This window comes from Streptomyces kryoterrae, from assembly GCF_054072135.1.
Window position 1 is genome coordinate 5,691,727 of record NZ_CM133358.1, and the last position, 26,141, is coordinate 5,717,867.

At 65.6% G+C, this 26,141-nt stretch carries 27 protein-coding genes and 1 pseudogene; 22 read left to right on the plus strand and 6 right to left on the minus strand.

The genetic code is table 11. The features are described from left to right. The first annotated feature begins 79 nt into the window (after window positions 1-79). The 5 genes from ACW4TU_RS25035 to ACW4TU_RS25055 all read left to right on the plus strand — a co-directional run bounded on the left by ACW4TU_RS25035 (window position 80) and on the right by ACW4TU_RS25055 (window position 3,448). Complete coding sequence (locus ACW4TU_RS25035; protein ID WP_457430288.1) at window positions 80-355, plus strand: hypothetical protein; 276 nt, start codon at window positions 80-82, stop codon at window positions 353-355. Continuing rightward, window positions 352-546 carry a hypothetical protein gene (locus tag ACW4TU_RS25040; protein WP_457417021.1) on the plus strand — a complete coding sequence of 65 codons (195 nt, stop codon included), beginning with the start codon at window positions 352-354 and terminating at the stop codon, window positions 544-546. Before ACW4TU_RS25035 ends, ACW4TU_RS25040 begins: the two co-directional genes overlap by 4 nt. 147 nt (window positions 547-693) lie before the next feature. Beyond that, window positions 694-1,974, plus strand: a complete 1,281-nt coding sequence (istA, locus tag ACW4TU_RS25045) for an IS21 family transposase (protein WP_457417022.1) — start codon at window positions 694-696, stop codon at window positions 1,972-1,974. Beyond that, window positions 1,974-2,792 (plus strand): IS21-like element helper ATPase IstB, encoded by an 819-nt coding sequence (istB, locus tag ACW4TU_RS25050; protein WP_457417023.1) that lies wholly within the window; start codon window positions 1,974-1,976, stop codon window positions 2,790-2,792. The genes istA and istB overlap by 1 nt, the downstream gene beginning before the upstream one ends. Before the next feature lie 125 nt (window positions 2,793-2,917). Further along, the gene (locus tag ACW4TU_RS25055; protein ID WP_457417024.1) at window positions 2,918-3,448 is read left to right on the plus strand and encodes a hypothetical protein; all 531 of its coding nucleotides are present in this window, start codon (window positions 2,918-2,920) and stop codon (window positions 3,446-3,448) included. A 14-nt stretch (window positions 3,449-3,462) separates the two neighbouring features. Here ACW4TU_RS25055 and ACW4TU_RS25060 read toward each other — a convergent pair whose 3' ends face one another. Then, window positions 3,463-3,999 (minus strand): hypothetical protein, encoded by a 537-nt coding sequence (locus ACW4TU_RS25060; RefSeq protein WP_457417025.1) that lies wholly within the window; start codon window positions 3,997-3,999, stop codon window positions 3,463-3,465. A gap of 189 nt (window positions 4,000-4,188) precedes the next feature. On the opposite strand from ACW4TU_RS25060, the gene ACW4TU_RS25065 reads away from it, so the two are divergent. The 5 genes from ACW4TU_RS25065 to ACW4TU_RS25085 all read left to right on the plus strand — a co-directional run bounded on the left by ACW4TU_RS25065 (window position 4,189) and on the right by ACW4TU_RS25085 (window position 8,289). Continuing rightward, window positions 4,189-5,079 (plus strand): bifunctional DNA primase/polymerase, encoded by an 891-nt coding sequence (locus ACW4TU_RS25065; protein ID WP_457417026.1) that lies wholly within the window; start codon window positions 4,189-4,191, stop codon window positions 5,077-5,079. Beyond that, window positions 5,076-5,432 (plus strand): hypothetical protein, encoded by a 357-nt coding sequence (locus ACW4TU_RS25070; protein WP_457417027.1) that lies wholly within the window; start codon window positions 5,076-5,078, stop codon window positions 5,430-5,432. The genes ACW4TU_RS25065 and ACW4TU_RS25070 overlap by 4 nt, the downstream gene beginning before the upstream one ends. Continuing rightward, a complete protein-coding gene (locus ACW4TU_RS25075) occupies window positions 5,429-6,595 on the plus strand; it encodes a DUF3631 domain-containing protein (RefSeq protein ID WP_457417028.1) in 1,167 nt (388 codons plus the stop codon). The genes ACW4TU_RS25070 and ACW4TU_RS25075 overlap by 4 nt, the downstream gene beginning before the upstream one ends. A gap of 225 nt (window positions 6,596-6,820) precedes the next feature. Further along, window positions 6,821-7,030 carry a helix-turn-helix domain-containing protein gene (locus ACW4TU_RS25080; RefSeq protein WP_385561171.1) on the plus strand — a complete coding sequence of 70 codons (210 nt, stop codon included), beginning with the start codon at window positions 6,821-6,823 and terminating at the stop codon, window positions 7,028-7,030. 74 nt (window positions 7,031-7,104) lie between these two features. After that, on the plus strand, window positions 7,105-8,289 hold the full coding sequence (locus ACW4TU_RS25085) for a site-specific integrase (protein ID WP_457417029.1): 1,185 nt from the start codon (window positions 7,105-7,107) through the stop codon (window positions 8,287-8,289). Window positions 8,290-8,359: 70 nt separating this feature from the next. Here ACW4TU_RS25085 and ACW4TU_RS25090 read toward each other — a convergent pair whose 3' ends face one another. Continuing rightward, the gene (locus ACW4TU_RS25090; RefSeq protein ID WP_457417030.1) at window positions 8,360-8,893 is read right to left on the minus strand and encodes a hypothetical protein; all 534 of its coding nucleotides are present in this window, start codon (window positions 8,891-8,893) and stop codon (window positions 8,360-8,362) included. 873 nt (window positions 8,894-9,766) lie between these two features. On the opposite strand from ACW4TU_RS25090, the gene ACW4TU_RS25095 reads away from it, so the two are divergent. Continuing rightward, complete coding sequence (locus ACW4TU_RS25095) at window positions 9,767-10,117, plus strand: hypothetical protein (protein ID WP_457417031.1); 351 nt, start codon at window positions 9,767-9,769, stop codon at window positions 10,115-10,117. Next, a complete protein-coding gene (locus tag ACW4TU_RS25100; RefSeq protein WP_457417032.1) occupies window positions 10,114-12,924 on the plus strand; it encodes a tetratricopeptide repeat protein in 2,811 nt (936 codons plus the stop codon). The genes ACW4TU_RS25095 and ACW4TU_RS25100 overlap by 4 nt, the downstream gene beginning before the upstream one ends. A gap of 104 nt (window positions 12,925-13,028) precedes the next feature. On the opposite strand, the gene ACW4TU_RS25105 is transcribed toward ACW4TU_RS25100, so the two are convergent. Beyond that, complete coding sequence (locus ACW4TU_RS25105) at window positions 13,029-14,465, minus strand: restriction endonuclease (RefSeq protein ID WP_457417033.1); 1,437 nt, start codon at window positions 14,463-14,465, stop codon at window positions 13,029-13,031. A gap of 426 nt (window positions 14,466-14,891) precedes the next feature. On the opposite strand from ACW4TU_RS25105, the pseudogene ACW4TU_RS25110 reads away from it, so the two are divergent. Both ACW4TU_RS25110 and ACW4TU_RS25115 read left to right on the plus strand, forming a co-directional pair. Then, window positions 14,892-15,143: pseudogene (locus tag ACW4TU_RS25110) on the plus strand (AAA family ATPase); the annotation flags it as partial. Between the two features lie 177 nt (window positions 15,144-15,320). After that, window positions 15,321-16,529 carry an ATP-dependent nuclease gene (locus tag ACW4TU_RS25115; RefSeq protein WP_457430290.1) on the plus strand — a complete coding sequence of 403 codons (1,209 nt, stop codon included), beginning with the start codon at window positions 15,321-15,323 and terminating at the stop codon, window positions 16,527-16,529. Between the two features lie 217 nt (window positions 16,530-16,746). On the opposite strand, the gene ACW4TU_RS25120 is transcribed toward ACW4TU_RS25115, so the two are convergent. The 3 genes from ACW4TU_RS25120 to ACW4TU_RS25130 form a co-directional block, all read right to left on the minus strand. Beyond that, window positions 16,747-17,106, minus strand: coding sequence for a signal peptidase I (locus ACW4TU_RS25120; RefSeq protein WP_457417034.1), 360 nt, complete (start codon window positions 17,104-17,106; stop codon window positions 16,747-16,749). Between the two features lie 3 nt (window positions 17,107-17,109). Further along, window positions 17,110-18,687 carry a hypothetical protein gene (locus ACW4TU_RS25125; RefSeq protein ID WP_457417035.1) on the minus strand — a complete coding sequence of 526 codons (1,578 nt, stop codon included), beginning with the start codon at window positions 18,685-18,687 and terminating at the stop codon, window positions 17,110-17,112. A gap of 127 nt (window positions 18,688-18,814) precedes the next feature. Continuing rightward, a complete protein-coding gene (locus ACW4TU_RS25130) occupies window positions 18,815-19,180 on the minus strand; it encodes a GntR family transcriptional regulator (protein ID WP_457417036.1) in 366 nt (121 codons plus the stop codon). A 498-nt stretch (window positions 19,181-19,678) separates the two neighbouring features. Between ACW4TU_RS25130 and ACW4TU_RS25135 the strand changes: the two genes are divergently transcribed. The 8 genes from ACW4TU_RS25135 to ACW4TU_RS25170 all read left to right on the plus strand — a co-directional run bounded on the left by ACW4TU_RS25135 (window position 19,679) and on the right by ACW4TU_RS25170 (window position 25,974). Beyond that, complete coding sequence (locus ACW4TU_RS25135; protein WP_457417037.1) at window positions 19,679-19,828, plus strand: hypothetical protein; 150 nt, start codon at window positions 19,679-19,681, stop codon at window positions 19,826-19,828. Window positions 19,829-19,918: 90 nt separating this feature from the next. Beyond that, window positions 19,919-20,221 carry a hypothetical protein gene (locus tag ACW4TU_RS25140; protein ID WP_457417038.1) on the plus strand — a complete coding sequence of 101 codons (303 nt, stop codon included), beginning with the start codon at window positions 19,919-19,921 and terminating at the stop codon, window positions 20,219-20,221. After that, window positions 20,218-20,550: a hypothetical protein gene (locus ACW4TU_RS25145; protein WP_457417039.1), complete on the plus strand. Its 333-nt coding sequence runs from the start codon at window positions 20,218-20,220 to the stop codon at window positions 20,548-20,550. The genes ACW4TU_RS25140 and ACW4TU_RS25145 overlap by 4 nt, the downstream gene beginning before the upstream one ends. Then, window positions 20,547-21,437 carry a DUF2637 domain-containing protein gene (locus tag ACW4TU_RS25150; protein ID WP_457417040.1) on the plus strand — a complete coding sequence of 297 codons (891 nt, stop codon included), beginning with the start codon at window positions 20,547-20,549 and terminating at the stop codon, window positions 21,435-21,437. Before ACW4TU_RS25145 ends, ACW4TU_RS25150 begins: the two co-directional genes overlap by 4 nt. A gap of 13 nt (window positions 21,438-21,450) precedes the next feature. Continuing rightward, window positions 21,451-21,834, plus strand: coding sequence for an RRQRL motif-containing zinc-binding protein (locus ACW4TU_RS25155; protein ID WP_457417041.1), 384 nt, complete (start codon window positions 21,451-21,453; stop codon window positions 21,832-21,834). A 27-nt stretch (window positions 21,835-21,861) separates the two neighbouring features. Beyond that, the gene (locus ACW4TU_RS25160) at window positions 21,862-22,164 is read left to right on the plus strand and encodes a hypothetical protein (RefSeq protein ID WP_457417042.1); all 303 of its coding nucleotides are present in this window, start codon (window positions 21,862-21,864) and stop codon (window positions 22,162-22,164) included. A 91-nt stretch (window positions 22,165-22,255) separates the two neighbouring features. Next, the gene (locus tag ACW4TU_RS25165) at window positions 22,256-23,860 is read left to right on the plus strand and encodes a hypothetical protein (RefSeq protein ID WP_457417043.1); all 1,605 of its coding nucleotides are present in this window, start codon (window positions 22,256-22,258) and stop codon (window positions 23,858-23,860) included. Window positions 23,861-23,862: 2 nt separating this feature from the next. After that, window positions 23,863-25,974, plus strand: a complete 2,112-nt coding sequence (locus ACW4TU_RS25170) for a hypothetical protein (protein ID WP_457417044.1) — start codon at window positions 23,863-23,865, stop codon at window positions 25,972-25,974. The last annotated feature ends 167 nt before the right edge of the window (window positions 25,975-26,141 follow it).

Consider the following 26,141-nt stretch of genomic DNA (forward strand, 5'->3'; position numbering starts at 1 on the left):
CAAACCTGCTCTGATCAGGCCGCTAGCGGATAGCGGCCCACCTGCGGAAACCCCTGAAACCCGCCTGGAAGGGCCCGTGATGACCTCTGCCCTGCTCGCTATCACTCTCATGCTTGGCGTGACACTGTGTTACGTCGCTGTGTGTGCCTCCTCCCCGTTCGGCAACTGCCGCAAGTGCAGCGGATGGGGCTTCCGGATGAAGACCGACCGCAAGGGCCGCATGAAGCGCGGGAAGGACTGCCGCCGCTGCAAGGCGACCGGCAAGCGCATACGCGTCGGCCGCTGGCTCTACAACCGGTGGGCCCGCGTCTACCGCGCCGGCACCGACGAGCCGCGCTCGGAGGTGTCGCGATGACGTTCACGGTCTCGGCTGTGCTCCTGTTCGGCATCGCCTCTGTCTTCGCCATCAAGACCAAGTCGACCGGAGGTGGCGCTGCGGTGCTGCTGTTCCTCTTCGGATTCTTCGCCGCCGGGACCGGCGCCTACGAGCCGATTCACGACCTAGTCGTGTCCTTCGCCCGGTTCCTGTCCTCACTCGCCAACTGACGGGGAGAGCTGCCATGAACGAACCCATCGTCGCCCGCCATTGGTGTCGGCGACGGGTGAATCGTGACCCTCTGACGGCGGATCAAAACTGACCCACTTCGTGGTCTTCTGACCAACCTGATCTTGATCGAAGGTCAGGAGAAGAGGGTGATTTCCGTGGAGGACTGGGCAGAGATCCGCAGGCTGCACCGGGCCGAGCAGATGCCGATCAGGGCGATCGCCCGGCAGCTGGGCATCTCGAAGAACACTGTGAAGCGGGCCCTGGCCACCGACCGGCCGCCGGTCTACTCCCGGCCGGCGAAGGGCTCGGCGGTCGACACGGTCGAGCCACAGATCCGGGAGCTGTTGAAGCAGACCCCGACGATGCCCGCGACCGTGATCGCCGAGCGGATCGGCTGGGACCGCGGGATGACCGTCTTCAAGGAACGCGTACGCGAGCTGCGGCCCGCCTATCTGCCCGTCGACCCGGTCTCACGCACCACCTATCAGCCCGGCGAGCTGGCCCAGTGCGACCTGTGGTTCCCACCCGTCGACGTCCCGCTCGGTTACGGGCAGTCCGGCCGTCCTCCGGTGCTGGTGATGGTGTCCGGCTACTCGCGGATCATCGCCGCGCGGATGCTGCCCACCCGCACCACCGGAGACCTGATCGACGGGCACTGGAAGCTGCTGACCGGCTGGAACGCTGTCCCGCGGATGCTGGTCTGGGACAACGAGGCCGGCATCGGCCGCGGCAAGGTGACCGGCGACTTCGCCGCCTTCGCGGGCCTGCTCGCCACCCGGATCCACCTCTGCAGACCCCGCGATCCAGAAGCGAAAGGGCTCGTGGAGAGGGCCAACGGATACCTGGAGACCAGCTTCCTGCCCGGCCGCACCTTCACCGGCCCCGACGACTTCACCACCCAGCTGACCACCTGGCTGGCCATCGCCAACCGGCGCCAGCACCGCACCCTGGGCGCCCGCCCCGTCGACCGGTGGGAAGCCGACCGGGCCCAGATGCTCACCCTGCCGCCGGTCGACCCACCGCGCTGGTGGCGTTTCGCCACCCGCATCGGCCGCGACCACTACATCCGCGTCGACACCTGCGACTACTCCGTGCACCCCCTGGCCATCGGCAAGAAAGTCCAGGTCCGCACCGACACCGACGAGGTCGTCGTGACCCTCGCCCCCGGCGGGGCTGAGGTCGCCCGCCATCCACGGTGCTGGGCCAAGCAGCAGACCATCACCGACCCGGTCCATGCCCGCGCCGCCGCCGTTCTGCGCGGCGACTACCGCCACCACCACGCCTCCCGGGCCCAGGCCGCCCGCCGGCACAACGCCGCCACCGCAGCCGATGTCGTCGAGGTCGAACAACGCCAGCTCGACTCCTATGACCGCATGTTCACCCTCATCGAGGGCGGCGGCCAGGCCGATGATCCGGAGGTCTCCTGATGCCCGCCACCACCAAGACCCCCGCCGCGGCGGCGTCCCGGACCGGCCGTCAGACCGCAGCCGACCTGTCCTTCCTGGCCCGGGCGATGAAGGCCCCGGCCCTGCTGGACGCCGCTGAACGCCTGGCCGAACGCGCCCTGAAGGAGACCTGGACGCACACCGAGTTCCTCGTCGCCTGCCTCCAGCGGGAGGTCTCCGCCCGTGAGTCCCACGGCGGCGAGGCCCGCATCCGCACCGCCCGCTTCCCCGCGATCAAGACGATCGAGGAACTCGACATCACCCATCTGCGCGGCATAACGCGCCAACAGCTCGCACATCTGGGCACGTTGGACTTCATCACCGGCAAGGAGAACGCCGTTTTTCTGGGACCGCCGGGAACCGGGAAGACACACCTGGCGATCGGACTCGCGGTCCGCGCCTGCCAGGCCGGCCACCGGGTCGCGTTCGCCACCGCCGCCGAATGGGTCGACCGCCTGGCCGCCGCCCACCACGCCGGACACCTCCAGGCCGAGCTCACCAAACTGTCCCGCTATCCGCTGATCGTGATCGACGAGGTCGGCTACATCCCCTTCGAATCCGAGGCCGCGAACCTGTTCTTCCAGCTCATCTCGAACAGATACGAACGCGCGTCCGTGATCGTCACGAGCAACAAACCCTTCGGACGCTGGGGCGAGGTCTTCGGCGACGAGACCGTGGCCGCCGCCATGATCGACCGCCTCGTCCACCACGCCGAGGTCCACTCCCTCAAAGGCGACTCCTACCGCATGCGCGGACGCCAACTCGGACGCGTCCCCACCGCCACACACGACACCGACTGAACACCAGCAACCAGACCCGGTGGGTCAGAACTCGACCGCCCACACCGGGTCAGGATTCAACCGCCGCCGACAATTGGCTCGCCATCGCGACGCCCAAGGCGGCGCCCGCGCTCGCGACCACCACCGTGCTCGCACTCGCCCGAATCTGGAACGCCAACGGTGCCGAACACTCCGTTGGCAACGCGGTGTTGATGACCGCGCTGTCCCTCGCTGCCGCGGCTGCCGGCGCCTGCGCGAGCGTCGGCCGCTCCGGAGACAGCACCGTTGCCGGTACCGCGTTCGCCGCTTCCGGGGCGCTCGCGTTTGCCGGGGTCGCCGGATACGCCGACGGTCTGCCCCTGCCGCTGCTGCTGTGGTCGGTGGCCACCGCGGGCGCGTACGGACTCGCCGCCCGCTACTGGCGACGCGACCGCCGGGACACCGTTGCCTACGAGCGGCACGTGAACGAGCGGCGCGAGGAACGCGCCCACATCGAGCGTGTGGAGAGCCTGCGGGCCGTGACGCAAGTCGAGGTGGCCCGCACGGGTGCTGCCTATGCAGAGCAGCTCGCGCAAGCGCTCGTTGCCCGCGCTGCACTTCCCGGCTTCGACCCCAAGGCACTGGAAGTCGCGGGCCTGCCCGAACTGGCAGCATCCAAGGCCGAAGCCGAGTACTGACCTTGGCGTCGCGCTTAGGGTCCGGTGCTGGCCTCACCACCTGGTGGGACAGGCCGGCCGAAGATGCGGTTGGCCTCGGCGATGAACCGTGTGTAGGTCTCATCCCTTTGAAGCCGGATCTCGTCGAGCTGCTCCGGGCTGAACGACTCCTCAGGGGAAGCCGCAGCCAGGACCGTGCGTGACGTCAGACGGGCGAGTGTCTGTACAAGCTCCGTCACTTCGGGTGGGCCTGCCATGCGGACCTTATTCGAAGTTCGCTTCAACTCGTCCAAGGCTGCTAGCACCTGGCTCCAAATACGTTTGCGCTCCTCGTCGTCCGCGGCAGTTGGGATGGAATGCAAGCTCTCGAAGAGCTGGTCGTACGCGAGCAGGGCTGCCGCGTACAACTCAACTCGGCGCTCTTGCATCCATCGACCATGCTCAATCGAGGCTTGACTGTGAGCCTGTTCTCGCATCGATCTCGCTGTGAGAACAGCGCCAACGACGGCACCTCCTAGGCCGAAGAGCCCGGCAACCAAGGCGCCTAAAACAGCGGCAAGCCCTGCGTCCATGCAGCACCCCTCCCTTTACCGCACACACAGATGTCCGAGGCGGGCGCCGTCTCACCACAAGCCTGCGCCCGCCCCGGTTCTCCTGTCCCTCCAACAGAACAAGGAGACCTCAAGCATGACCCAACGACCGGCATTCGGCGAGAGCCGTCCGGCCCTTGCCACCCCATCGAGCGGATTGGCGGTGGCCGCATGAATCGCCACCTCCTGTACGCCGCCCTGGACGCTGCCGAGCGAGGATGGGCCGTCCTCCCTCTGCGCCCCGGTGACAAGCGCCCCGCCCTCCACGGTGAAGACGTCTGCCCCGGCATCGGGGATTGCGCCGGCGGTCATCGCAAGTGGGAAGAGCGCGCCACGATCGACCCGGACCGCATCCGCCGGGCATGGGGCGACCTCCCGTTCAACGTCGGCATTGCGACCGGCCCGTCCGGGCTGCTCGTTGTCGACCTCGACATGCCCAAGCGCAAGTGCAGTACGGACACGCCTAACGGCGTGACGACCTTCACGGCGCTCTGCGAGCGCGCCGGCCATGCGGTCCCCACCACGCGTACGGTGCGGACCGCAGGCGGCGGGGTCCACCTGTACTTCGCGGCGCCGCCCGGTGCCCGGCTCGGCAACACGGCTGGACGGCTCGGTAAGCGGATCGACACCCGGGGATGGGGCGGCTACGTCGTTGCGCCCGGCAGCATCACCAGTGCGGGCGCGTACGCGATCGTCAACGACGCGCCGCCCGCGCCCCTGCCGGATTGGCTGTGCGCCCCCCTGACGATCCGCCAGTCTTCGCGGGCACTGACGGCTGCACCGTCGGCCGTACGAGCCTCTCGCTACGCGGCAGCGGGCTTGAACGCGGAAACCGCGAGCGTTCGCACGGCACCGGAGGGCGAGCGCAACGCCACGTTGCTCCGGGCGGCGCGAGCCTTGGGGCGGTTTATCGCGTCGGGCGACCTTCCCAGGGAGCAGGTGGAAGAGGCTCTTCAGTGGGCGGGGGAGCAGGCCGGTCTCTCGCCGCGGTCGTGTGAGGCGACCATTCGCAGCGGTCTGAACTGGTCGATTGCTCGAAACCAGCACCGGAGGGTGGCATGAGCGCCCCTACTCGCCCCCTCCTGAAGAGCCTTCCCGCTCCCCACTCCGGCCCGCGCGCCGCCGCACAAGCCGCGCTCGGTCCGGCCGTGTGCGAGCCGACAGGCGCCGCCCGCAAGGGCGTCCGCTCTGCTGTTGGCCCTGACTCGCAGCACGGAGACGGACGGTACCCGGTCGCATGGCTGCGCATCTCCGCACCGGGCCGTGCCGTACCGACCGCCACCTCGAAGTGCCTGTGCGGCAGGGACCGCAGCGCCGTCGGTCATACGAAGGTGCTCGCCCTGATCGACGACCACAGCGCGCACCGCGACGTATGCCCGCTCCGCACCAACCAGGAAGGGAGGCAGGCGGCATGAGCGCCAACTCGCCGGCACCCGTCATGGACGGCTCCGCACTGCTCGATGAAGTAGAAGCCTTCCACCGACGCTTCAACATCTTCCCGCTCGAAGCCGCGTACGTCGCCGTGACGCTGTGGGACGCGCACGCGCACCTGCTCGACTGCTTCGACTCCACACCGCGACTCGCGTTCCTGTCACCGGAGCCGGGGTCGGGCAAGTCCCGTGCTCTGGAGATCGTGGAAACCCTCGTGCCGCAACCGATGGTCGCGGTCAACGCATCTGCGTCCGCACTGTTCCGCGCGGTGTCCGGGATGGAAGGACGACCGACGATCCTGTTCGACGAAATCGATACGGTCTTCGGGCCCAAAGCCGGAGAGAACGAACAGCTCCGGGGCTTTCTGAACGCAGGCCACCGACGCTCCGGCGTCATGTGGCGCTGCGTGGGCGACGGCTCCAATCAGCAGGTACAGGAGTTCCCGTCGTTCTGCGGAGTCGCGGTCGCCGGACTCGGCTCGCTGCCCGACACGATCCTGACTCGCTCGGTCATTGTTCGGATGCGGCGCCGCGCACCGAACGAGCAGGTCGAACCGTTCCGTCAGCGCATCCACGAGAAGGAAGGACACGAACTCCGCGACCGGCTCGCCAATTGGGCGCAGTCCATCCGCCACCTGGTCGACGGAGTGTTCCCGGAGCTTCCGGACGGCATCAGCGACCGGCCCGCAGACGTATGGGAGCCCCTGCTCGCCGTGGCCGATGCTGCGGGCGGCACGTGGCCGGAGCGGGCCCGCGCTGCGTGCATCGAGTTGGTGAACGCGGCCAAGACCAGCGACAAGGGCAGCGTCGGGATTCGCCTGTTGATCGACCTGCGCGACTACGTGTTCAACGGCATCGACCGTCTGCCCACCGTCGCCATCCTCGACAGGCTGCACAGCCTCGAAGAGGCGCCGTGGGCGGACATGAGCGGTAAGCCGCTTGATGCCCGCGGTCTCTCACGGATGCTGCGCGAGTACATGACCGCGGACAACACGCCGATTGCGGCCCGCAACATCAAGGCCGGCGGAAGCGTCATGAAGGGCTACTACGCGTCCGATCTTCACGACGCGTGGCAACGCTACTGCCCTCCCCCTGCGGAAAGTGCGCTACTTCCGCTACCTCCGCTACCGGGCAGGTCAGAGCCCTAAAACCGGTAGCGGATCGGCACTCCGCATCCGCTACCGCGCCGCCCGTCCGCTACCCGCCCCGTGGCCACGATCCCGGGGCCGGTAGCGGCTCCATCCGCTACCGCTACCCAGATCCGCTACCACGATCACGCCCCTGACCAGGGAGGTAGCGGAGGTAGCGGAAGTAGCGGACCTGACAGGAAGGGGGCCACCGCCCCCGACTCCCTGCCGAGGAGGCACCGCAGCATGAGCACCGCCGTTGCACCTGCTGAACAAATCCTCTACAGGCCCGAAGAGGCGGCCATCGTTCTCAGGATCGGCCGCTCGATGGTCTACGAGGAGATACGGCTCGGACGACTTCAGACCGTTCGTATTGGTCGTCGTCGACTCGTGCCGCCTGACTACATCGCGGAGTACGTCGAACTTCTCAAGCGCGAGGCAAGAGCCACCGCCTGAACTCCCAACCACCCACCGCAACAGGGCCGCGTCCTTCCGGGGCGCGGCCCTGTCCTATGGAGGCACAACGCAGCATGACCGAGACCCCGAAACGCGCCACCAAGGCGGGACACGGTGCGGACACGATCTATTGGGACCCCGCGAAGAAGAGTTTTGTGGGCGCCGTTTCTTTGGGGCACGCCCCGAACGGCAAGCGCCGTCGACCGAAGGTGTACGGCAAGACAAAGACCGAAGTCCGCAACAAGATCCGGGACTTGAAAAAGGAGGTACAGACCGGCGTCAAGGCGCCGGCCAACTACACCGTGGCGGACGCGGTGAACGACTGGTTGGAGCGCGGTCTCAAGGGGCGAGACGAGAAAGGCACCATCGGCAAGAACCGCTCGATGGCGAACAAGCACCTGATCCCGTTCATCGGCAAGGCCAAGCTGAAAGAACTCAGCGCGGACGACGTCGACGACTGGTTGGACGACAGGGCCGAGTTCCTCGCGACGCGAAGCCTGCGGGACCTGCTCGCCATCCTGCGCCGGTCCACAGCGCACGCTCAGCGCCGGGACAAGGCAGCGCGGAACGTCGCCCTTCTCGTCACCGTGCCGGAGGGGCGCCCCGGTCGACCGAGCAAGGCACTGAATTTGGAAGAGGCGAAAGCCGTGCTCATTGCCGCACGGCCGTCACGGCTGTACGCGTACCTCGTGCTCTCGCTGCTCAGCGGCGTTCGTACGGAAGAGGCGCGGCCTCTCACCTGGGATCACGTGTTCCTGGAGACGAAGGGCGACCTTCCGCCGCACGTCGCGGTGTGGCGCTCGGTGCGCAAGCACGGTGAGACCAAGACCAGGAAGAGTCGGCGGACCATCGCGCTTCCGAAGCAGGTGGTTGACGTGCTCGAAGAGCACCTGAGGTTGCAGAAGAAGGAACGCACGTCGAAGGGGAAGGAGTGGGACCCGACCGGCCGTGTCTTCACGACCCGGACCGGCGAGCCGCTTGATGCGGCCAACGTCCGGCGCGACTTCAAGGCCATCGTGAAGAAGGCGGGGCTGAAGCCGGAGTGGACACCGCGAGAGCTGCGGCACAGCTTCGTGTCACTGCTCTCGGACCATGGCATCCCGTTGGAGCGCATCGCGCTGTTGGTCGGTCACAGCAGTCAGGCGACCACGGAAGCGGTGTACCGCAAACAGCTCCGTCCGGTGATCACGCAGGGTGCCGAAGCCATGGATGTGATCTTCGCCAACCGGGATGACGGACACGAAAGGCCTGGCGGCTGAGTCCGGGGCTAGGCGTTGGGGGGATCAGACACGTGCGAGTGGTCCCCCCTACTGCTCGCCCACGACGCAGTCAGGGAGCTGGGCGTCTGGGATCGATCGGATCGTCCGAGACCACGGTGTCGGGGTCCTGGACACCGAGCTGGCGACGCGCGGCTACGAACAAGCTACGCATTGCATCTCTCAGTCTCTCCTCCACCGCACGGCCACCATAATGCTCGCAGAGTTCGTCTGGACGGCCCTCGTGCACGGCGCGCACCCACCAGGCGTGGTGCTCAACCTCCCTGGCCGCCTGTTGGAGTTCCACTGTTCCTAGGATGCGCAGCTGCTGCACCACGGACCGGAGCCGGGCATGTTCGTCGTCGATCTTGCTGCGCTGCTTGTCCCGGTCCGTGACTCGGTCTATGCGACGGACCAGATGAACGAACTGCCGCGCCGAGGCGGCGCACTCCTTGCATAGGTCGTAGAGCGGCGCGTCCCAACGCACTGCCAGGGCATGCCGCTCTTTTCTTCTCTCCATCACGTACGTCGGGATGAGACTTACGGCGGCACCCACTATCACCAGCAATACGCTCGTTGCTGTCGCGGAAACATTCATGCTGGACATCCAACCGAGCGCGGGCCCGCAGACGCCAACCCGACGAACGTATCTGTTCTCAGCTCTAGCCGATCATGGACCGACTCGGATCACGATCGGAAGCGTTTGGCCCCCTGTTTGGCCCCCAGGGCATGAAAGAGGGCCAATCGCGATCATGCGATTGGCCCTCTGACCAGCGTCGGGGTGGCGGGATTTGAACCCACGACCTCTTCGTCCCGAATTAGGCCCTGGAAGATCGCCGACCGGCGGATCATGTCAAAGATGCAGGTCAGAGTATCGGTGGGTGTCGGTATCCGGTGGTACTCCGGGGTCGCGATCTCAAGATCGTCTCCAGGATTTCTCCATGGAGGCACAGCCAGGCTGCGTTGTGGGTTCTCTGCGTCTGTCACCCGCGCACCGCCCTGCGCCGTGGCTGACGGCTGGCCAGCGGGCGACCAAGACCGAGACGTACGCATTTGCGAGTTGTCCGATCTTGGTCCATGGTTGTCCACGGTGAGCCTCGGAGACAGTCATTGCCCGGGTCAGAGAAGTGACCAGATACGGGCGGACATCGATGGATCAGCACGGATCAGCAAGCAATCGAGACCACAACTGAGACCGTGCCGAGCGCCTACACCAGCCAGTCCAGACCTTCGCACAGCCGACCCCGTGTGGGCGCCCTCCCAGTCTCGGGGCGGCCTGGCGTCGGGGCGCTTGAACCTTGTCCGTCGTTCGGCGGCGACGGCAGCGGTGCGGGGCACGCCTGGCTCTTCCAAACGTGCAACCGCCAACGACCGGAGTGTTCGTGCCGAGAGTATTGCTATTTGTCGGCCGGAGCAGGTATGGCATAGAACCATGCAGGGATGGAAGAGGGTCGCAGTCGTTTCCGTCGCCGTTGTGTGCGTGGCGGCAGCCATCGGATTGACCGCCGTCGCCTTGATGGCAGATCTGGAGACGGCGAATCAAGTTGCCTCCATCGTGGGCGCGTTGGTGGGCCTCGCGGGTTTCGTGGTGAGCGTGTGGGCGCTACTGAGATCGGAGCGTGCGGCTGTTGAGGCCAGCAATGGGGCAGTGGCAGCTGGCGGCAACGTCGGTCGTGTCGTGAGCGGTAACAGCAACCGGCTCACCGGGGCATTGCCAACGCCACCAAGCGCGCCCGGCTCGGGCACGAGTAGCAAGGCAGACGGGCTCGGTAGCGTGGCGGCAGGGGGCAGCATCGGCGAGGTCATTGACGGAGACGACAACACGACGTGAGTCCATTCGGCGAGAAGGTGAACGCCTCCGACGACGCGATCGCCGCCGGTCGCGACATAGGGTTCGTGGTTCGGGGCAACAACAATCAGATCCGCGTCACCCCTCAGCCTGCGGAGTTGATGGCTGGAGCGACTGCGCCGGTGGTGCCAGGCCGACCGATCGCTGAATGTCATCCACTGGACCTAGAGGTTCACCACGCGATCGAAACGGGCACGACCTCAAGTTCGGTGCTGCCCGTCTACGTGCCCCGACCGCACGATCTGCGGTTGCAGACGTTGGTCGAGGAGGTGCTTGCCGGTCACAGCCGCATGGCGGTACTCGTCGGCGGGTCTTCGACAGGTAAGACGCGCGCCTGCTGGGAAGCTGTGCGGCCGTTGGCTGCCCAACCGGAGTGGCGCCTTTGGCACCCGTACAATCCGGGGCTCGCTGAGGCGGCCCTGGAGGGACTGCGCCATGTTGCGCCTCACACCGTGGTCTGGTTGAACGAAACCCACCATTACCTGGCTCCCGCCCACATAGGGGAGCGAGTCGCGGCCGAGGTGCGTGCGCTGCTGTCCGATCCTGCCCGCGGCCCCATCCTTCTGCTGGGCACACTGTGGCCGCGGTACTGGGACGAACTGACCGCGCTGCCTGACGAAGGCGCTGAAGACCCGCACGCCCAGGCACGTGAACTCCTCGCAAGATGTGATCTGCGAGTTGCGGAATCCTTCACCGAAGCTCAGTTGATGGCGGCTCGGGCCGCCATCAACACCGACGAACGGCTTTCGCTCGCCCTCGACCAGGCCACCGACGGCCGTATCACACAATTCCTGGCCGGCGCGCCCAAGCTCGTGAAGCGCTACGAGAACGCTCCGGCCCCCGCGCGAGCCGTATTGGACGCAGCGATCGATGCACTGCGACGCGGCTGTGGCGTCCATGTGCCGATGGGGCTGATCGAGGCCGCTGCACCGGGCTATCTGGATGAGGACGAGTTCTACGCCCTCGGGGATGACTGGCTCGAACAAGCGCTGGCCTACGCGGCTCGCCCTGTGCACGGTGGCACGGCTGCCCTACGGCGGGTTCGTCACCATCCCGGCCGCCCCCGTACCGCGGACGGCCCTCTCTATCGGTTAGCCGACTACCTACTCCAGTACGCACAAGAAAGTGATCAGCCCAAGCGATGTGAACCCCCCGAGCTTTGGGATGCTCTGGTCACCCACACCCGAGATCCAAAAGATCTACTAGAGATCGAAAAGGAAACACGCGACCGAGGCATGTTGCGGCACTCAGCCATCGCATTGCTGAGGGCCGCCGAGGGCGAAGACGGCGAAGCTGTCGGCAGATTAATCCGAACCCTAATCAACGATATTGAAAGGTACGACCTCGCTGAGCCCTACCTACGGCGAGCAGCAGAGACGGCATCGAGAGAGGTTTGGTGGACTCTCGCAAAGCACGGAAATTCAGAGCAGCGGCTCTCGGCATGCAGACGACTAGTGGAATCCTCCAACCGCAACGCCATGACCGACCTGGCACCAATGCTTCACGGAATGGGGCTGGTCGACGCAGCCATCGAATGGCTGACGCCTGGCGCAGAGCACGGTGACACGGATGCGCTAGGATCCCTTTCTTTTCTCTTGCAGTCGGCAGACCGAAGGTGCGATGCCATTCAGTTGTTGACCCCTCACGCCGAAGGCAACGCAGAAATCGGCACTATGCTCGCCTATCTACTTGAGGATGCTGGCGAGAACGACGAGGCGATGCGGCTACTTCAAGCGCTGGCAACTAGCGGAGAGTGGCACATATCAACCTATTACGCGAGGTTGCTGGCTGAAGATGATCGAAATGAAGATGCCATCGAGGTGCTGTTTCATAGCTTCCAAAGGCACGGCAGTGGGGCGTACCGGGAACTCGCAGAACTGCTTGAACACAACGGACGCATTGACGAGGCCTACGACGTCCTTGTCCAAGCGGTGCGGCTCAACTACGGCAAAGCGCTACAGAGGCTGAAGGTGATATCAGAGCGACATGAGTGTCTCGAAAAATTTGCCAACATTCTGACTGACCTCATTGGCAATCAATCGATCCATCCCTATCGCGTGGTGAGTGCTCGCTTCGCATTGGCTGAGACCCTTGTCCGTATAGGGCGCCACTCCGAGGCTGCCGCGATATACGAGGAGTTGAACCGCGACGGGTACCCGCATGCCCGAAACAGGCTGTCCGACATGTACGCCGACCTCGGCCTCATCGAGGAGGCAATCGCCGTTTGGAGTACCGAGGCTGAGAGCGGCACAGCCGAAGCACAGTACAGACTCTTTGCGGTTCTGAACCAAGCGGGCCACACACAGGATGCTCTGAAATGGCTCCGGCGCAGCGCCGAGCAAGGGTTTGGTACCGCCGTACAAACATGGCTCGTCGCTCTAAGCCAATACACGAGCGAAGACAAAGACCTGCTCCTGAGCCTCGCCCTGGATGAGCACAAGGCGGTACTGCGTCACATCGCGAACGAACCCCGCTGCGCGGACACTTTGCGCCTAGTCGCCCCCCGTATCAGCCACATGAAGGGGTCCATTCCCTGGCGCGACCTCCAAGACGCGGGGCTCACCGACGAGGTACGAGACTGGGCATGGAATCAGGTTCGGCTCAACTCCTTCAACGCTTTCCGTGAATTACTCAATGTCCTTGAGACGCAGGGCTGCCACGCCGACGCGTCTCGGCTCGCTCGTTACGGATTGAATTCCTCCGGAGATCCAGCTCCGGCATGGACATGGGACGAGATCCTTCACACCGCTACCGGCCTCGTCCCGCGACCAAGCACGACAGATGCGTGACCAGCTGACACGGCGACGCCCAAGATTTGTTGCTGCTGAGCTAGCCCCGAAGACCGAAGGGAGAAGCTCCACTCTGCCGACACCATCGGGCCGCGGGCGGGGGGCTACTCAAGCAGAATCTCTTCCGGGCGCCGGTTCGTGACTGAGGTCTCCCGCTGAGTCAGGACGTGCTCGATGCAGGCTTCGAGGTCCCCTCCATGATCATCCCGGGCCATGCTCCTGAGCTCCCGAGCCAGGTTTGCCCCGTTGATCAAGACGATCGGGTACTGGTCCTCGACCATTTCTGTCTGTGCTGGCACGGAGTACGCGCCAGTCGTGACGTACACGCCGATCCAGCCGCGGCGGAGTCGTGCCACGACGCGAGCGATCTGCTCGGCGGTGACCAGGTTGTCGAGTTTCACGCACTTGGCCTGCCCGAGGACGACGAGACTTGTGCCGGCCAGTCCGCTGCCGATGTCGAGCCGGCCTACGAAGTCGGCCCCTCCGTCGCCGGATCGACGAGTCAGCCAGCCCTCGACGTAACTGTTCCCGGCTCCACGCAGCACACGCGCTGCGACCGCGGAGGCGACGGCCTCGAAGTCGTGCTTACGCCCGTCGAAGTGCTTGTAGATCAGCTCCAGGTCCTTGGCTTCAACGGTCCCCGGTTTGGGTCGCTGCTCGGGCACCTTGGTCACCTTGGCCCGGGCGACTCGTCGGCGCAGCCTGGGTAGAGCTGAGTTTCCGTGCTTGACCCATTCGCGCCAAGCGCTCGGGGCGAGTTCGAGCGTCTCCGCGTCGGCCACAGTCTTGTCTCTGCGGGAGTCGATCCAGGCCCAGGCGACCTTGTCGTCCTCGGCCGTGAGGTCGATGAGGGCGACGTCGTAGACGTAGTTCGTGAACGTCGTGTGATCGCTGCCGCCCCACTGCACCAGACGCTCAGCCCGTTCGATGACGCCAAGTCCGCAGAACTCGACGTGCCCCTTCACCTTTCCGCTGCGCGAGACCGCGCGGAACAGCAGCAGCGGAACGGCAGTTGCCCGCTCCTCAGGCGTGTGCCCCTGGTGTCCGGTGAAGGCATCCAGCAGGGCCGCATTGCCGTTCGTCTTGCCGGGCGCAACGGTGGTGGTGGCCTTGTGGTCACCGAAGTAGCGGACGTGCCCGTTGTCCATGTCGAACACATCGTGCCAAGGCGTCTGCTCGGTGCCTGCCTTCCAGGGGCTCGACCGGATGAGAATCACCGGCCGGCGCTCACCAACGGGAGTTCGGACCTTCGCCATGCCGTTGATCCCGGCCTCCAGCAAGGCTCGGGCAAGCTCCGGCGAGTGAGTCACGTGGTGGAAGTTGGCGTATCCATCGAGTACTGGTGGCTTCGGATCCTTGCCGGTCGCGTAGCGAAACACCTGGCCAACACGCAAATGACCACCCACGGGCACCCCCACAACAGAACTGGTCTGACGATCTTCATAGACAGTAGTAGCCAGCACTGACAGCGGCTCGGCCTTGCAGAGCCCCGAGATTGGGAAGCCGGGTTTCTGTGCGGCACCCATCTGTGCCGTTGGCATGTCCGCTGGCCATCGTCCTCCCCCAGCGGGAGGACGATGGCCAGCGGACTGCACGAGCTGCCTGCAACTCGGACATGCTTTGTCGGTCGTGCGGAGCACCGTACGAAGTGACCACTTCGTCCTTCAGGCCCGCAGCCGCCGCAGAGGCAGGGCGCGCCTGCGCCGTGCGGGCCATGATGGCGTAGGGAATGCCTGACCGACCAGGGCTGTGACGGCTTTCAAGAGCGTCATGGTCTCACCGCAGTCGCCTCCTCTGACCTGCGCTTCAGACCAGACGCGGCCGGTTCGGGGCAGAGCTAGCCCACGCATCGCCCACGACGGAGGAGAGAGGTGACGCTAGGCACCCTGTCACCCACCCCTACCTCGCCCCTCAGCATCGACGGTAGGGCAGACGTCCGCCGCTTCTGAGACCCCAAGGAGGCGCTGATGCGTCGCCCGAGTCACGGGACCGCTCTGCGGCGCGTCAAGATCGGCAAATTTGCGGACACGGCGGACACTGCGCTGCCACAATGGCAACTCGTTCGCCGTCGCAGCACACAAGGAACTAACGTGTTTGAATCTGTCAGAATTCGCGACTTTAGGTCTATTGAGGACTCCGGCTGGCTACCCCTCGGGTCAATTTCACTGGTAGTAGGACGCAACAATTCGGGAAAGTCCTCACTTCTCCGAGCCTTGTATCTTCTCCAGCAGGGACATAGAGCCCAGAAACAAGACGTTAGAGTTGGATCCCGAATCGCGCGCGTTGACCTGCGTGCTCCGAGCGAGCTAACTCGCAAACGGCGACGCTCTACGTCCAACACAAAGCTAGACCTAGAGGAGGGAGTTATCACTGCGACTTATGACGGAACGACAAAGTTGACGGCCCTCTTCGAGGGGAATGTTTACGATGTCACCGTTTGGCCATCCAGGGAGCCGTACAACCTTATTTACCCAATTTTCTCAGGTCGGCACCAGTCCTCGTATGAGCAGCAGGTTCGCCGCGACCAAGCCTTCTCCGTCATCCCAGATGATTCAAATATCGTCGCACGAGTAGCAGCGCTGGCTTCGTCGCAAGTTCCAGAAGCGGCAAAATTCAGGGAACTTTGCGAAAACGTACTGGGGGTAAAGCTCAGCGTAATTATCGGAGAAAACGGCCAGAAGCTAGGGACGACGCTTGATAGATTTAGTGAAATCACCCTAGAGTCCATGGGGACCGGAATCACAAGCGCACTCAATCTACTGGTCAGCTTGAGTGGAGCAGAAGGAAAAATCTTTCTGATCGAGGAACCAGAAAACGACCTGCATCCTCTTGCCTTGAAATCCCTCCTCGACGCAATAGAAGCCGCATCTAAAGTAAACCAATTCATCATTACCACACACAGCAGCATCGTGCTTGGACGTCTGGGATCTTTGTCGGGGGCTGTGATTTGCAAGGCGGAAATGACTGCACCCGACGGCCTACCAACGACCAGCTATCACGTTGCTCAAGGCCCCAGTGAGCGGCTAGAAATTCTTCGCCACTTGGGCTACGAGCTGGCAGATTTTGACCTTGGTGAGGGCTGGCTTATCTTCGAGGAGTCAAGTGCTGAAAGAATCGCTCGCGAGTGGCTAATTCCTTGGTTCGCCCCCGGCCTGACGAGACTTCGAACCCTTGCAGCAGCTGGTACCAGTAGAGTCGGTCCCATCATGGAAGACTTTCGTGAGATCTTTCTATTCGCTCACTTGGAAAGTGTGTACAGAAATCGAGCCTGGGTCTTGGTAGACGGCGACCCGAGCGGCAAGCAGATTGTATCCGAGCTTAGATCGAAATTCACCGCTTGGAATGAGGGGAATTTTCGCAATCTCGCGGAACATAGCCTAGAGCTGTACTATCCTTCGGTGTTCCAGGAGAAAGCGGTTGAAGTGCTAGCCATGGAAGATAAGAGAAAGAAGAGGGAAGCGAAGCGGCAACTGCTGCACGAGGTGCTGGCCTGGATCGAAGAGGACACAGGTCGAGCAAAGGAAGAGTTTCAACAAAGTGCGGCCGACTTCATTTCTCACCTGCGGGAGATTGAAAGCAAGGTCATTATTATGGACCGAATCTAACTCGAAACTTCACAGCCAAGCTGACACCTAGCGTAGGGCGCATCATGCTGTTGGTAGGCGCAGGGCTGCCGCCCACCCCCACCTGCGACGTGCGAAGTCACCTGAACTTGCCACTCCTGGGGATGGCTGGGAAAAGTGCAGTCCTCAGCCATCCCCAGCTCTAGATCGAGAGGCTGCGTCCGCCCTGGCCCTCAGGGGCAGAACGCGAACAACCGTGTCAGACGGTAGACGGCCAGCGCACTGTGACGACTACAGAGTCTTCCTCCGCCTGCCACGAGTGATCGATGCCGGGCCCCCAAACCACGTAGTCGCCTTGCTTCTCCAACGTGACGCTACCCGCGCCCCCGCCGAGGTCTAGCCGGAACTTGCCGCTGACGAGGAGGAGCATGGTGGTTCGTTGATCATCGGCTACCCACTCCGGCCGCTGCTCGCCGGCAGGGTGGATACCCCACTTCACTTCCAGCGCTCCAGTCTGGCGCACCACACTATGCGTGGGGTCGATGAAATGCCCGAGAAGCCAGCCGCGATGCTGGTCGGCATCTGCGTTCGCATTGCCCTTATACCAGTTGTCAGCCATTCCCTACGACTCCAATTCGATGGACGGAATCCGAACACGTTGCCCGCCAATCGCGGCAAGCCGTCGGCACCCTTGTGTAAATGCGAAGAATCCTTCGTTACTCCAGCGCGGATCGAGCGCCAGCGACTCCAGCCGCGCAGTATCTAGGCTGGAGTATCGGTGCAGCCCGCTCGATTCCCAGTTCGCTCGGACTTGTCCCCCGTACTTGACCCACCACTCTTCGTCATCGATAACGATCAGACTCGCGAACTCATAGTTGCCGCTCACGAGGTTGATCCCTACAGCCGTGGACTCCATCCGCCACGCGTCGCTCCCCTGCCGGTCCATGAGCCAGCGCATCGGGTCAGACAGGAGACTGGGGTGCATCGGATCAGCGTGGAGCTGCTCGCCTGCGGTGGAGTCCACATCGGTCCGTCCGAAGAGTTCTTCTTCCATCTCTCGCTCGATTGTTGCTGAGAAGCGAGCATCTTCGCCATAGTCAGCCATCGGCCCATGGAATGCTTTGGGGATGACTGCCAAACGTCGATTCGCATTGAGTACGCTGCCGGACCGCTCCTGAATTAGGAGTAGGTAATCAGCGTCGTGGCCGCGTCCACGTGGCCGCGCGATTGCAGTTAGGGCCAGCGCTCCGCCTGCGCAGACACGTCCGGCGAAGTCCAATACTGTCGCCACATCCGGTAGGAGTTCGTCTCGTATCGGCATGACTGGCGATCGGTCTGATTCTCCAGTGGCGATCGATCGCATAAGCTCACCCTCCAAGAGGTTGAGCGTGAGTGCGAATTCCACAAAGTCGATTACGCCCACACTGCCAGAGATAACCCCGGGCCGGACATCCAAAGAAGTGAGGGTATAGATCTCAGAGTTGACGATCTGGCTGCCCTTTTCCATGGATTCAGCCAAACTCCGCGCAGCTTCTTCCGCCACACTGCGACTGAGCTTCGTTCCGTGCCGCGCGTCGGGCTGAAAGCGGAAGTTGTCCTGCCCGCTGCCCACCGGTTGCGCCAGGTCCAACCATTCGTCCTGCGTCAGGATGGTTGTCGCAAGCACCTGCCCAGCTACCTGCGCCATGTATGGGCGCCATTGGCCGAACCCTGCTCCGTAATAGCGTCGGGCCGCCGCAGCGGCCTGCTCCCGAGTCACCTGCGCAAGTCGCCGATCCTGTGCTTCCGTGGCGAGAGGATCCAACGCGTCAAGCTCTTCCGCGACTCGCTCCCGTGCGCTACTGGGTGCCCAAGTGAAACCCGATTCGAGCCAGGACAGGGCAGCCGCGATGTGAGGGTCCTTCGCCAAACGCTGATGCGCAGGGGTCTGGCGACGTGCGGCAAGTTGCTCACTTCCGTCTTTTTGACGACTCCCGACCAGCAAGGTGAAACGCACCTTCACGTCAGCCGCGGCCTGAAAAAGCAGCGTATCCAAGGCACGCTGAATCTCGGCGGTTGGGACCAACTGTGGGTTAGCACTCCATGCGGCGACAGTCCTTACGGATGCCCCGAGACGGCCGGCGAACCCTTCGTTCGTTTCGCGAAAAGCCGCTTTCAGCGCGCTTGCATTCTGGCCGGTCCAGATGTCAACGACGTCCAACTGATCCCCCTGCTGTCAGTGGTCTGCACTCCGGCTGCACTCTGACTGCACTCTCGCTTCATGTTGGTTTACCGAGCCGTGCGATTGACTCTTCCCATGAAGAAGCGGAAGCCCCACCAGTCAAAGTTCAGGGACCTTTACGGTGACTCTCACCGCTTTCGAGAGAGCTAAGGCGCTCCTTTACGGCTTCGAGCTCTGTGCGCAACGAAGCAACCTGTTCCGCCAGGTCTTCGGGCTCATTCGCTCCGACCGTAGCGTTCTCCTCCCTAGGCAGGACGAAGGTCCCTTTGCCGCTTACGGAAATGATCAGCTTTTCCTGCTGTAGCGCTTTAACGGCATCGTGCACTGTAACTTGCGCGGTCTCGTAGTGCTTAGCCAGGGATCGGAGCGAAGGGAAACTCTTTTGCTCAAATTCGCCAGCTCGAATTCGCTGCCGCAGGTCTTCCGAGATTTGAAGGTGCAGCGGGCTGGGGTCATCTCTGCTGATCGGCACCCGACCACCGTACCAAGATCACACATGCCGCACTAGGGCGCATTAGTCGGAGGGCTTGACCGGCCATCGGCTCGGTGTCACAGTGAAGCACACCAGGGCGCACTAGTGCGCAATGAACGCCCGACGGGTCCCGTGAAGACGGGAGCCCCTCTGACCAGGGGTTACCGCACCCGTCGGGGAGTGCTCGTTCCTTGAGAACTGAACAGTGTGTCGATTCGACGGGGTGAGAGTCCCCGTCCCCGCAACGGCCCGGGTGATGGCCGCTTGAGGGAGGTCGGTGTGAACCGACGACACCCCCAGGCGCCGCCGCGATGGACCGGCCGGCGGCGCCGTACATCCCCGGTCCATCCCTGTTCCGCAGCGCGAGCGTGCTGCGGGCCGGCTGCCTCTCTCACCCGTCCGTGCCTCGGTTCGCCGAGGTCGTACGGGTGGGAGCGCGGGGAGCCGGGGCCGGTACATCCGGCCTGGTCCACCACCTACGACACCTCTGGAGTGCATGTGTTTGGCATCAAGTCGCAGGAGTCCACCACCGACCTGACCTCCCCGGAAGCCGTGCAGATCGGCCAGGAGGTCTACGACCGCATCGCGTCCGGCGAGTGCACGGACGTGATCGCGGAGCTGAACGAGGCCTACGGCCGCACGAGCTGATCAACCCACCACATCAACGGCGCGCGGCGCCCGGGTTGCACCCCGGGCGCCGCTGTTCGGGCCGTTCCACCCGCTGAGGAGTCACGACCCATGAAGTTCATCGTTGCTGGTCATGAAGCTGTTACCGCGTCGGAGTTCGCGGAGCTGGCGTTCGGTATCGACCGGGAGTTGTTCACCGGTCCGGCTGTTGAGTCCGTGAAGGAGCGCAGGGCACGGCTGGACGTGGCGCGCGAGGTGCTCGCGGAGCTGCGGGAGTCGGATGTGGAGGCTGCTGCGTACGCGGAGACACTGCTGCGTACGAGCCCCTTGAAGGACGCGCGGGCCGCTGCCCGCCGGACGTCGGTGCGCCGGTCGGTGCGCAGCCACTCCAGCCGCACGGCGGTGGCCGCATGAGCGAGAACCTGACCCTGGACGGCATGGCTGTCCCGCTGCGTGCGCTGCGTGTGCTGGCGGTGGACTTCGGGTACCTGCCCGCTCCGTGCGTGGAAGTGTCCACGGTCTTCCCGGACCGGCTGCAGCTGCGGTTCCACGACGACCTGTCCGCGTTCGAGGCGTGGCGGTCCGCGCTGGGGGTCGACCCGGCCACGGTGGTCTACCGCGAGCAGAGCGCCGGCCGGACGCGTGTGCTGAAGACGACCGCTGACTTCGCGGGTGCCGAGTTGGAGTTGATCGGCTACGGCGACGTGCTCGTTCCGGCGGTGGCGGAAGCGGGTGCGGCATGAGTACCCCGGCCCGCGTCGACGCTCGATTGACGGGCGTCGAACCCATGGTGACGCCGGTCGGTGTGGAGCGTGCGATCACCGCGCTGGCGAGTGTGTTGACGGTGCTGCTGACGGCGGTGGCGTTCTGGCTGTCGTACGAGCACTTGCAGGAAGTCGCCGCCGCGCACGGCATGGCGGAAGCCGTCGCCCGCTCCTGGGCGTGGCCCGCGACGGTGGATCTGTTCATCGTGATCGGGGAGTTGCTGATCCTGCGTGCCTCGCTCGCCCACCGGGTCGACTGGTGGGCAATCGGCCTGGTCACGGCAGGCGACGGTGCTTCCATCGCATTGAACGTGGCCGGGGTTGGGCAGGATGCCAACGCCCTCAACTACGTCGTCGCCGCTGTCCCTCCGGTGGCTGCGCTGCTCGCGTTCGGCGCGTTGATGCGGCAGGTCCACGCCTACCTGGCAAGCCGCGCGGTGACGGGCGTCAACCCGCCGCCGCCGGGCGTCGAAGCACCTTCGACGCCCGTCACAGTGAGCGTCGACCGCCCGCCGGCCATATCCCCTGCGGAGATCGTGGCCGGGACCGCATCGGTGCCCGAACTCCCGGCGCCCGCACCGCAGACAGAAGCACCGCCGACGCCCGTCACGGTGGAGGCGGCGCCCGTCGACGCGGTGTCGACGGCCGTCGATCTGTGCACGCCGGTCGTCTACGCGAACCGGGTCGATCAGTTGGTGCGGGCGCTGTACGGCACCGACTTCACGCAGCCGAGTACCGCGCGGATGACGCAGGCGATGACGGTAGCGGGGCTGGGTGCGTCGGAGTCGACGGCCCGCACTGCACGCGGCCGGGTCAAGGCGCGTGAGACGTATCTGACGGACTTCCCGACCGCGATCGCCGGTTGAGCGGGGGACGGTCGTGTCCCTCGGTTACGCGAAGTGTTTCGATCCGACCGGCGCCCGCTACGGCGTCCCTACGTTTCCGTGGCGGTGCGTCCCGGACGGCTACGCCACCTACCGGCAGTTGAGGGCGCGTGGTCTGCGTCCGGGTGGTCAGCAGGTGGCCGCTCAGGCGCTGCGCCCGCGCTTCCGGCGCGGCCCGCTGGTCGCCTACTTCTACCGCCTCGACCAGGCCAAGCCCGTTCGGCCGATGACGCCGGCGAAGTGGCGGGCCCTGGAGTGCGCCAACCGCGCCCGCCGGACGTGCCCGCAGTGCCGCACGGACGCCGGATACGTCATCCCCACCTCGCTCGGAGTCTGCGTGACCTGCGCCTACCCCGACGACGAACAGTGCGCTGCCTGAACACCCCACCCAAGCATGGGAGTTCGAGTGAACATCACACGTCACCGCGCGCTCACCGCGGGCGCCGCTGCTGTCAGTGCGGCGCTGGCCATCGTGATCGGTGTGCGGCTGTCCGGTTACGGCGTGCCGCTCTCGCTGCTGCTGGCCTGCCTGTCCTGCGTGGCCACGTTCTCCAGCCTGCTGTTCCGCGTGATCGGTGCCTGGTCGACGACCACACACCGCTGCACGGTCGCCGGCTGCGACTTCCACGTCCGCCTCACCCACACGGACCGTGCGGAGAACCGGCGCTGGCAGGAGATCGCCGCCCACCACCCGCACCGCAGCCGCTGAGCTGCGGACTTTCCCCTTGATTCGGCAGGCCCGGCCACCAGCCTCCACAGCAACCGGCCGGGCCCTACTCCCCTGAAGGAGTGCTCACAGCATGACGGAACTCAGCACAGAGCCGGTAGTAGTCGTACCGGCCCCGACCCCACCACCCCCGCCCCCGGACACCCCGCCCACCCCGGTCAAGGGTGAGAAGGAGGTGGATCACACGCCGGGTGGGTGGCCCGTGGTCCCGCTCGCTCTGTCCGGGGCGAACAGCACCGTGGGTGCGCTCGCCGCCGCGTCCCTGGTGGGCGGGCCGATCGCCGCGGTCGTGGCCGCTACCGGCATGGTCGTCCTCGGCACGGTCGCCGCCACCCGCAACCGAAACAGCAACCGCAAGCCCAACTCCCGCCGTGAGACTCGCCGGTCCGCGGCCCGCGCCGCCGGCCGCTCCGCCAGCCGCTCCGCTGCTCGCACGGCGGGGCTGCGGAGCTCCGGTTCGGGCACCCGCGCCGGCTCCGGGAGCCGCTCGGCCGGGTCTCGCGCCGGCCGTTCCGGTGGCCGGTCGGGCAAGGTGCCCGGACAGCACCGCCGTAACACCGGCCCGGCCACTGGGCACGGCAGCGCGGTAACCAGCAAGAAGGCTCAGAGCAAGGGCGGTCACAGCCCGTCCAAGCTCGCGGGCGGTAAGGCTGCGGGGCGGATCGGGCAGGTCAAGGCGCTGCGGGCCGCTCAGCGGGCTGCGGCCGGCTCGCGTGGTGGTCAGCGGGTGCAGACCACCAGCGCGCGCCGTGCGGTCGCCGATGCCCGGCGCAACGCCAAAGCCGCCGCCGGCACATCCCGGTCCCGGTTGGGTAAGCGCCCTGGTCTGGCAGGCCGCGTGATGGGCGGTGCGGTTCGTAAGGCGCGTGCCGTCCGCGACCGTGCGGTCGCCAAGCAGCGTGCCCGCCGTGATGCCAGGACGGGCGGGACGATCGCGGCGCAGCGTGGGCAGGTCCGTAAGGGTCCGGCCCGCCGGGCGGCACGGCAGGCTCTGCGTCGTTCCGCGGCCCGCTTCCACGGTCGTCGCCTGCTCGCTGCGCTGCTGGCGCTGCCGGTCGGTCTGCTCGGGTTTCTGACCAGCCCGATCGGCCGGAAGTTCAACCTGTCCTGGCTCATCCACCCCGGCCGGCGCCTGCTGCGCCGCATGGTGCAGACCGCCGGCGAGCAGCGCGCGGACCGGGACGAAGCAGCGCGTGAGGCGTTGCGCGAGCAGGAGGCCGCCGCCGACGCGGAGGCGACGCAGGACGGCACGCAGGGCATCGCGGACGGTGTCGAGCGCCCTGCGGTGAAGGTTCCCACCAGCACGGTCCCCGAGGTCAATGAGGGAGAGCACGTGTCCGGATTCCGGTTCGAAGAGGCCGCTTCCGAGATGGAGCAGGCCGCCAACCAGTACGACCCCGACAACGCCATGGAGATTTTGGCCATGGTCGAAGGCCTGCCCGCCGCGCTGACCAGCGTGGCGAACGTCATGAAGATCCTCGCCGAACGCTCCGACAGTGAGTTTCCGCTGGAGAAGGAAGTCGCGGACGGCTTCAACGACATCTTCGGCGCCGTCATGAGCGCGGTCGCCGTCGCCGAAGACATGGGCCCGCTGTTCCGGCAGGTCCACGAGCAGGACATCGCCCGCCACGAAGACCCCCGCAACGGACCCGAAGCAGAGAAGGGCTGGAACGTCTAACCATGAGCACTGCCACCGCCAAACAGCAGCAGGGCAGTGGCCCGGTGCTGGACTGGGCTGCCGGTCACGGACCTGCGACCGGCGCCCTGTCCGCGACCACCGGAGCCTTCGCCGTCGCCACCGCCGGAGCCGCCACCGCGATGCCGCCCGGCTGGGCCATCGCGGTCGGCGCCGCGGGCGCCCTGGGACACACCGTCGTCGGCCTACGCGTCCGCAACGCCGGCCGCACCCTGGCCACCCGCGCCGCCTCCTGGCTCGTGGGAGCCGGCTGGACCACCTGGGCCATGACCAACGGCCCCCTCACGTGGGCTGCGCTCGGCTCGCTGGCCACCATCGGCGTGGGCATCGGCGCCGCCGCACGCTCCGCAGCCCTGTTCGAAGAGGCGCGGGACGAGGAGGCGATCGCGGTCGAACAGCGGCTGGTCGCCGCGGAGTTGTCCGCGGAACGCCGGGCGATCGCCGCCGAATGGGTCGACCGGATCCAGCGCGTGTGCTCGATCACCGTGCGGGTGCTGGGTGTCGAGATGTGGGACACCGGGGCCGGGTTCTCCATCGACGCCGAACTCCCCGCCGGCGGCGCGACCTGGAACCGGATCGCAGCCGAGTCGCCGCGGCTGTCCGCGGATGCCCGGCTTCCGCACGGCTGCACCGCCACCGCCTCGCCCGGCATCGACCAGGGCCGCGTCATCATCGACGTGACCACCGTCAACGTCCTGGAAGAGGAACGCACCTACCCCGCCGACTACAGCACGCTGTCGGTCCTCACCGGGATTCCGTGGGGATATCGCACCAACGCCTCACACATCCTCGCCTACCTGCGCGAGCAGTGCGCCCTGATCGTCGGTCCGACCGGGTCGGGCAAGACGAACATGGTGCACGCGATCCTCGCCGGGTTCGCCCGCGCCGACGACGTCCTCACCTGGGTAATCGACCTCAACGCCGGATCGGCCGGTCTGCCGTGGGTGCTGCCCGCACTCAACGGCGAGATCGTGCGTGAGGACGGCAAGCCCGTACGGCCCGGTATCGACTGGCTCGCCGGAACCTTCGACGAAGCCATGACCATGCTGGATACGGCCGTGCGGGTGGCCAAGCAGCGCAAGATGGGCTACCAGGACGTGCTGTCCAAGGCCAACACCGACCTGCTGCCGATCAGTTCGCGGATTCCTCAGATCATGCTGGTGATCGATGAGGGTGCGGAGATTCTGGCCAGCAGCGACCGGGAGATCCGCAAGCTCGCGGAAAAGATCCTGGAAGTCATCCGGATCGCCCGCGCCATGGGCGTACGCACCGTCCTCACCGCGCTCGGTGCGACCGGCAGCGTGCTCAGCAACCTGATGATCCGCCGGGAAGCCAAGGTGCGTGTCGCCCTCACCGGGGGCGAGACCGAGGGCATGGACCTGAGCAAGATGTTCCCCGGCGCCCGCGGATTGCGCGTGGATCAGGCACCGCACAAGGGTGCCGGGTTCATGGGCACCCCGGAATCATCGGCAGCATTGTTCAAGGCGTGGCGGATCCTCCCCAACCAGATCCGGGAGATCACCGCCGCCACCTCCGACCGGCACCCGATGCTCGACGACGTGTCCGCCAAAGCCGCCGGGCCCGCCTACGCGAGGCGCTGGGACACCGACCGCACCGCATGGATGCGCGACCAGACCGCAACGGACCCCGCTGCCGGCGACGGCCCGCCGGACACTGCGGGAGGGCTGCGCCTGTCCGCGCTGAGCAGTACCCAACCGAAGTCTCCGGAGTCTGCGGAGGAGGAGTTGGCGCGCCGGTTCCGTGCAGAGATCGACGCCCAGTTCGGTACCGCGTCCGACCCGCGCACCACCGACGAGGACGAGGTGCCGGACCGGCCGGCCGGGCTGAATCTGTCCGCGCTGCGAGGTGAGCAGGACAGCCCCGCGCAACAAGCCGCGCTCGCCGTACTGCTCGCCGCCGGACGCGAAGGGACCGGCGCATCCGCGATCGCCCGCACGCTGGCGGACGCGTACGGCACGACTCGTCAGACGGTCGTCGGCTGGCTCAAAACATGGATGCAGGACGGCACCGCCGTCCGTATCGGTGAGGGCACCAAAGCCCGCTACGTCCACCGCTCCCACACGTCCGACGACTGACCGCTTGTCGCTTGTCACCCCCACTGCACCACATGCCGCCCACCGGGGGTCTGGAGTCCCGGAAACGGCTTGTGACCTGGGAGGCGACAAGCGACAAGACAAGACAAGCGACAAGCCGCACGACAAGACAGACGACAAGCAACGCGACAAGCCGGCATCCATCCGCA

Bases quoted from the DNA above. Each gene is read 5' to 3' on its own strand.
- ACW4TU_RS25035 (WP_457430288.1), top strand. From the start codon at position 80: ATGACCTCTGCCCTGCTCGCTATCACTCTCATGCTTGGCGTGACACTG.
- ACW4TU_RS25040 (WP_457417021.1), top strand. From the start codon at position 352: ATGACGTTCACGGTCTCGGCTGTGCTCCTGTTCGGCATCGCCTCTGTC.
- istB (WP_457417023.1), top strand. From the start codon at position 1,974: ATGCCCGCCACCACCAAGACCCCCGCCGCGGCGGCGTCCCGGACCGGC.
- ACW4TU_RS25060 (WP_457417025.1), bottom strand. From the start codon at position 3,999: ATGGACGCAGGGCTTGCCGCTGTTTTAGGCGCCTTGGTTGCCGGGCTC.
- ACW4TU_RS25065 (WP_457417026.1), top strand. From the start codon at position 4,189: ATGAATCGCCACCTCCTGTACGCCGCCCTGGACGCTGCCGAGCGAGGA.
- ACW4TU_RS25070 (WP_457417027.1), top strand. From the start codon at position 5,076: ATGAGCGCCCCTACTCGCCCCCTCCTGAAGAGCCTTCCCGCTCCCCAC.
- ACW4TU_RS25075 (WP_457417028.1), top strand. From the start codon at position 5,429: ATGAGCGCCAACTCGCCGGCACCCGTCATGGACGGCTCCGCACTGCTC.
- ACW4TU_RS25080 (WP_385561171.1), top strand. From the start codon at position 6,821: ATGAGCACCGCCGTTGCACCTGCTGAACAAATCCTCTACAGGCCCGAA.
- ACW4TU_RS25085 (WP_457417029.1), top strand. From the start codon at position 7,105: ATGACCGAGACCCCGAAACGCGCCACCAAGGCGGGACACGGTGCGGAC.
- ACW4TU_RS25090 (WP_457417030.1), bottom strand. From the start codon at position 8,893: ATGTCCAGCATGAATGTTTCCGCGACAGCAACGAGCGTATTGCTGGTG.
- ACW4TU_RS25105 (WP_457417033.1), bottom strand. From the start codon at position 14,465: ATGCCAACGGCACAGATGGGTGCCGCACAGAAACCCGGCTTCCCAATC.
- ACW4TU_RS25120 (WP_457417034.1), bottom strand. From the start codon at position 17,106: ATGGCTGACAACTGGTATAAGGGCAATGCGAACGCAGATGCCGACCAG.
- ACW4TU_RS25140 (WP_457417038.1), top strand. From the start codon at position 19,919: ATGAAGTTCATCGTTGCTGGTCATGAAGCTGTTACCGCGTCGGAGTTC.
- ACW4TU_RS25145 (WP_457417039.1), top strand. From the start codon at position 20,218: ATGAGCGAGAACCTGACCCTGGACGGCATGGCTGTCCCGCTGCGTGCG.
- ACW4TU_RS25150 (WP_457417040.1), top strand. From the start codon at position 20,547: ATGAGTACCCCGGCCCGCGTCGACGCTCGATTGACGGGCGTCGAACCC.
- ACW4TU_RS25165 (WP_457417043.1), top strand. From the start codon at position 22,256: ATGACGGAACTCAGCACAGAGCCGGTAGTAGTCGTACCGGCCCCGACC.
- ACW4TU_RS25170 (WP_457417044.1), top strand. From the start codon at position 23,863: ATGAGCACTGCCACCGCCAAACAGCAGCAGGGCAGTGGCCCGGTGCTG.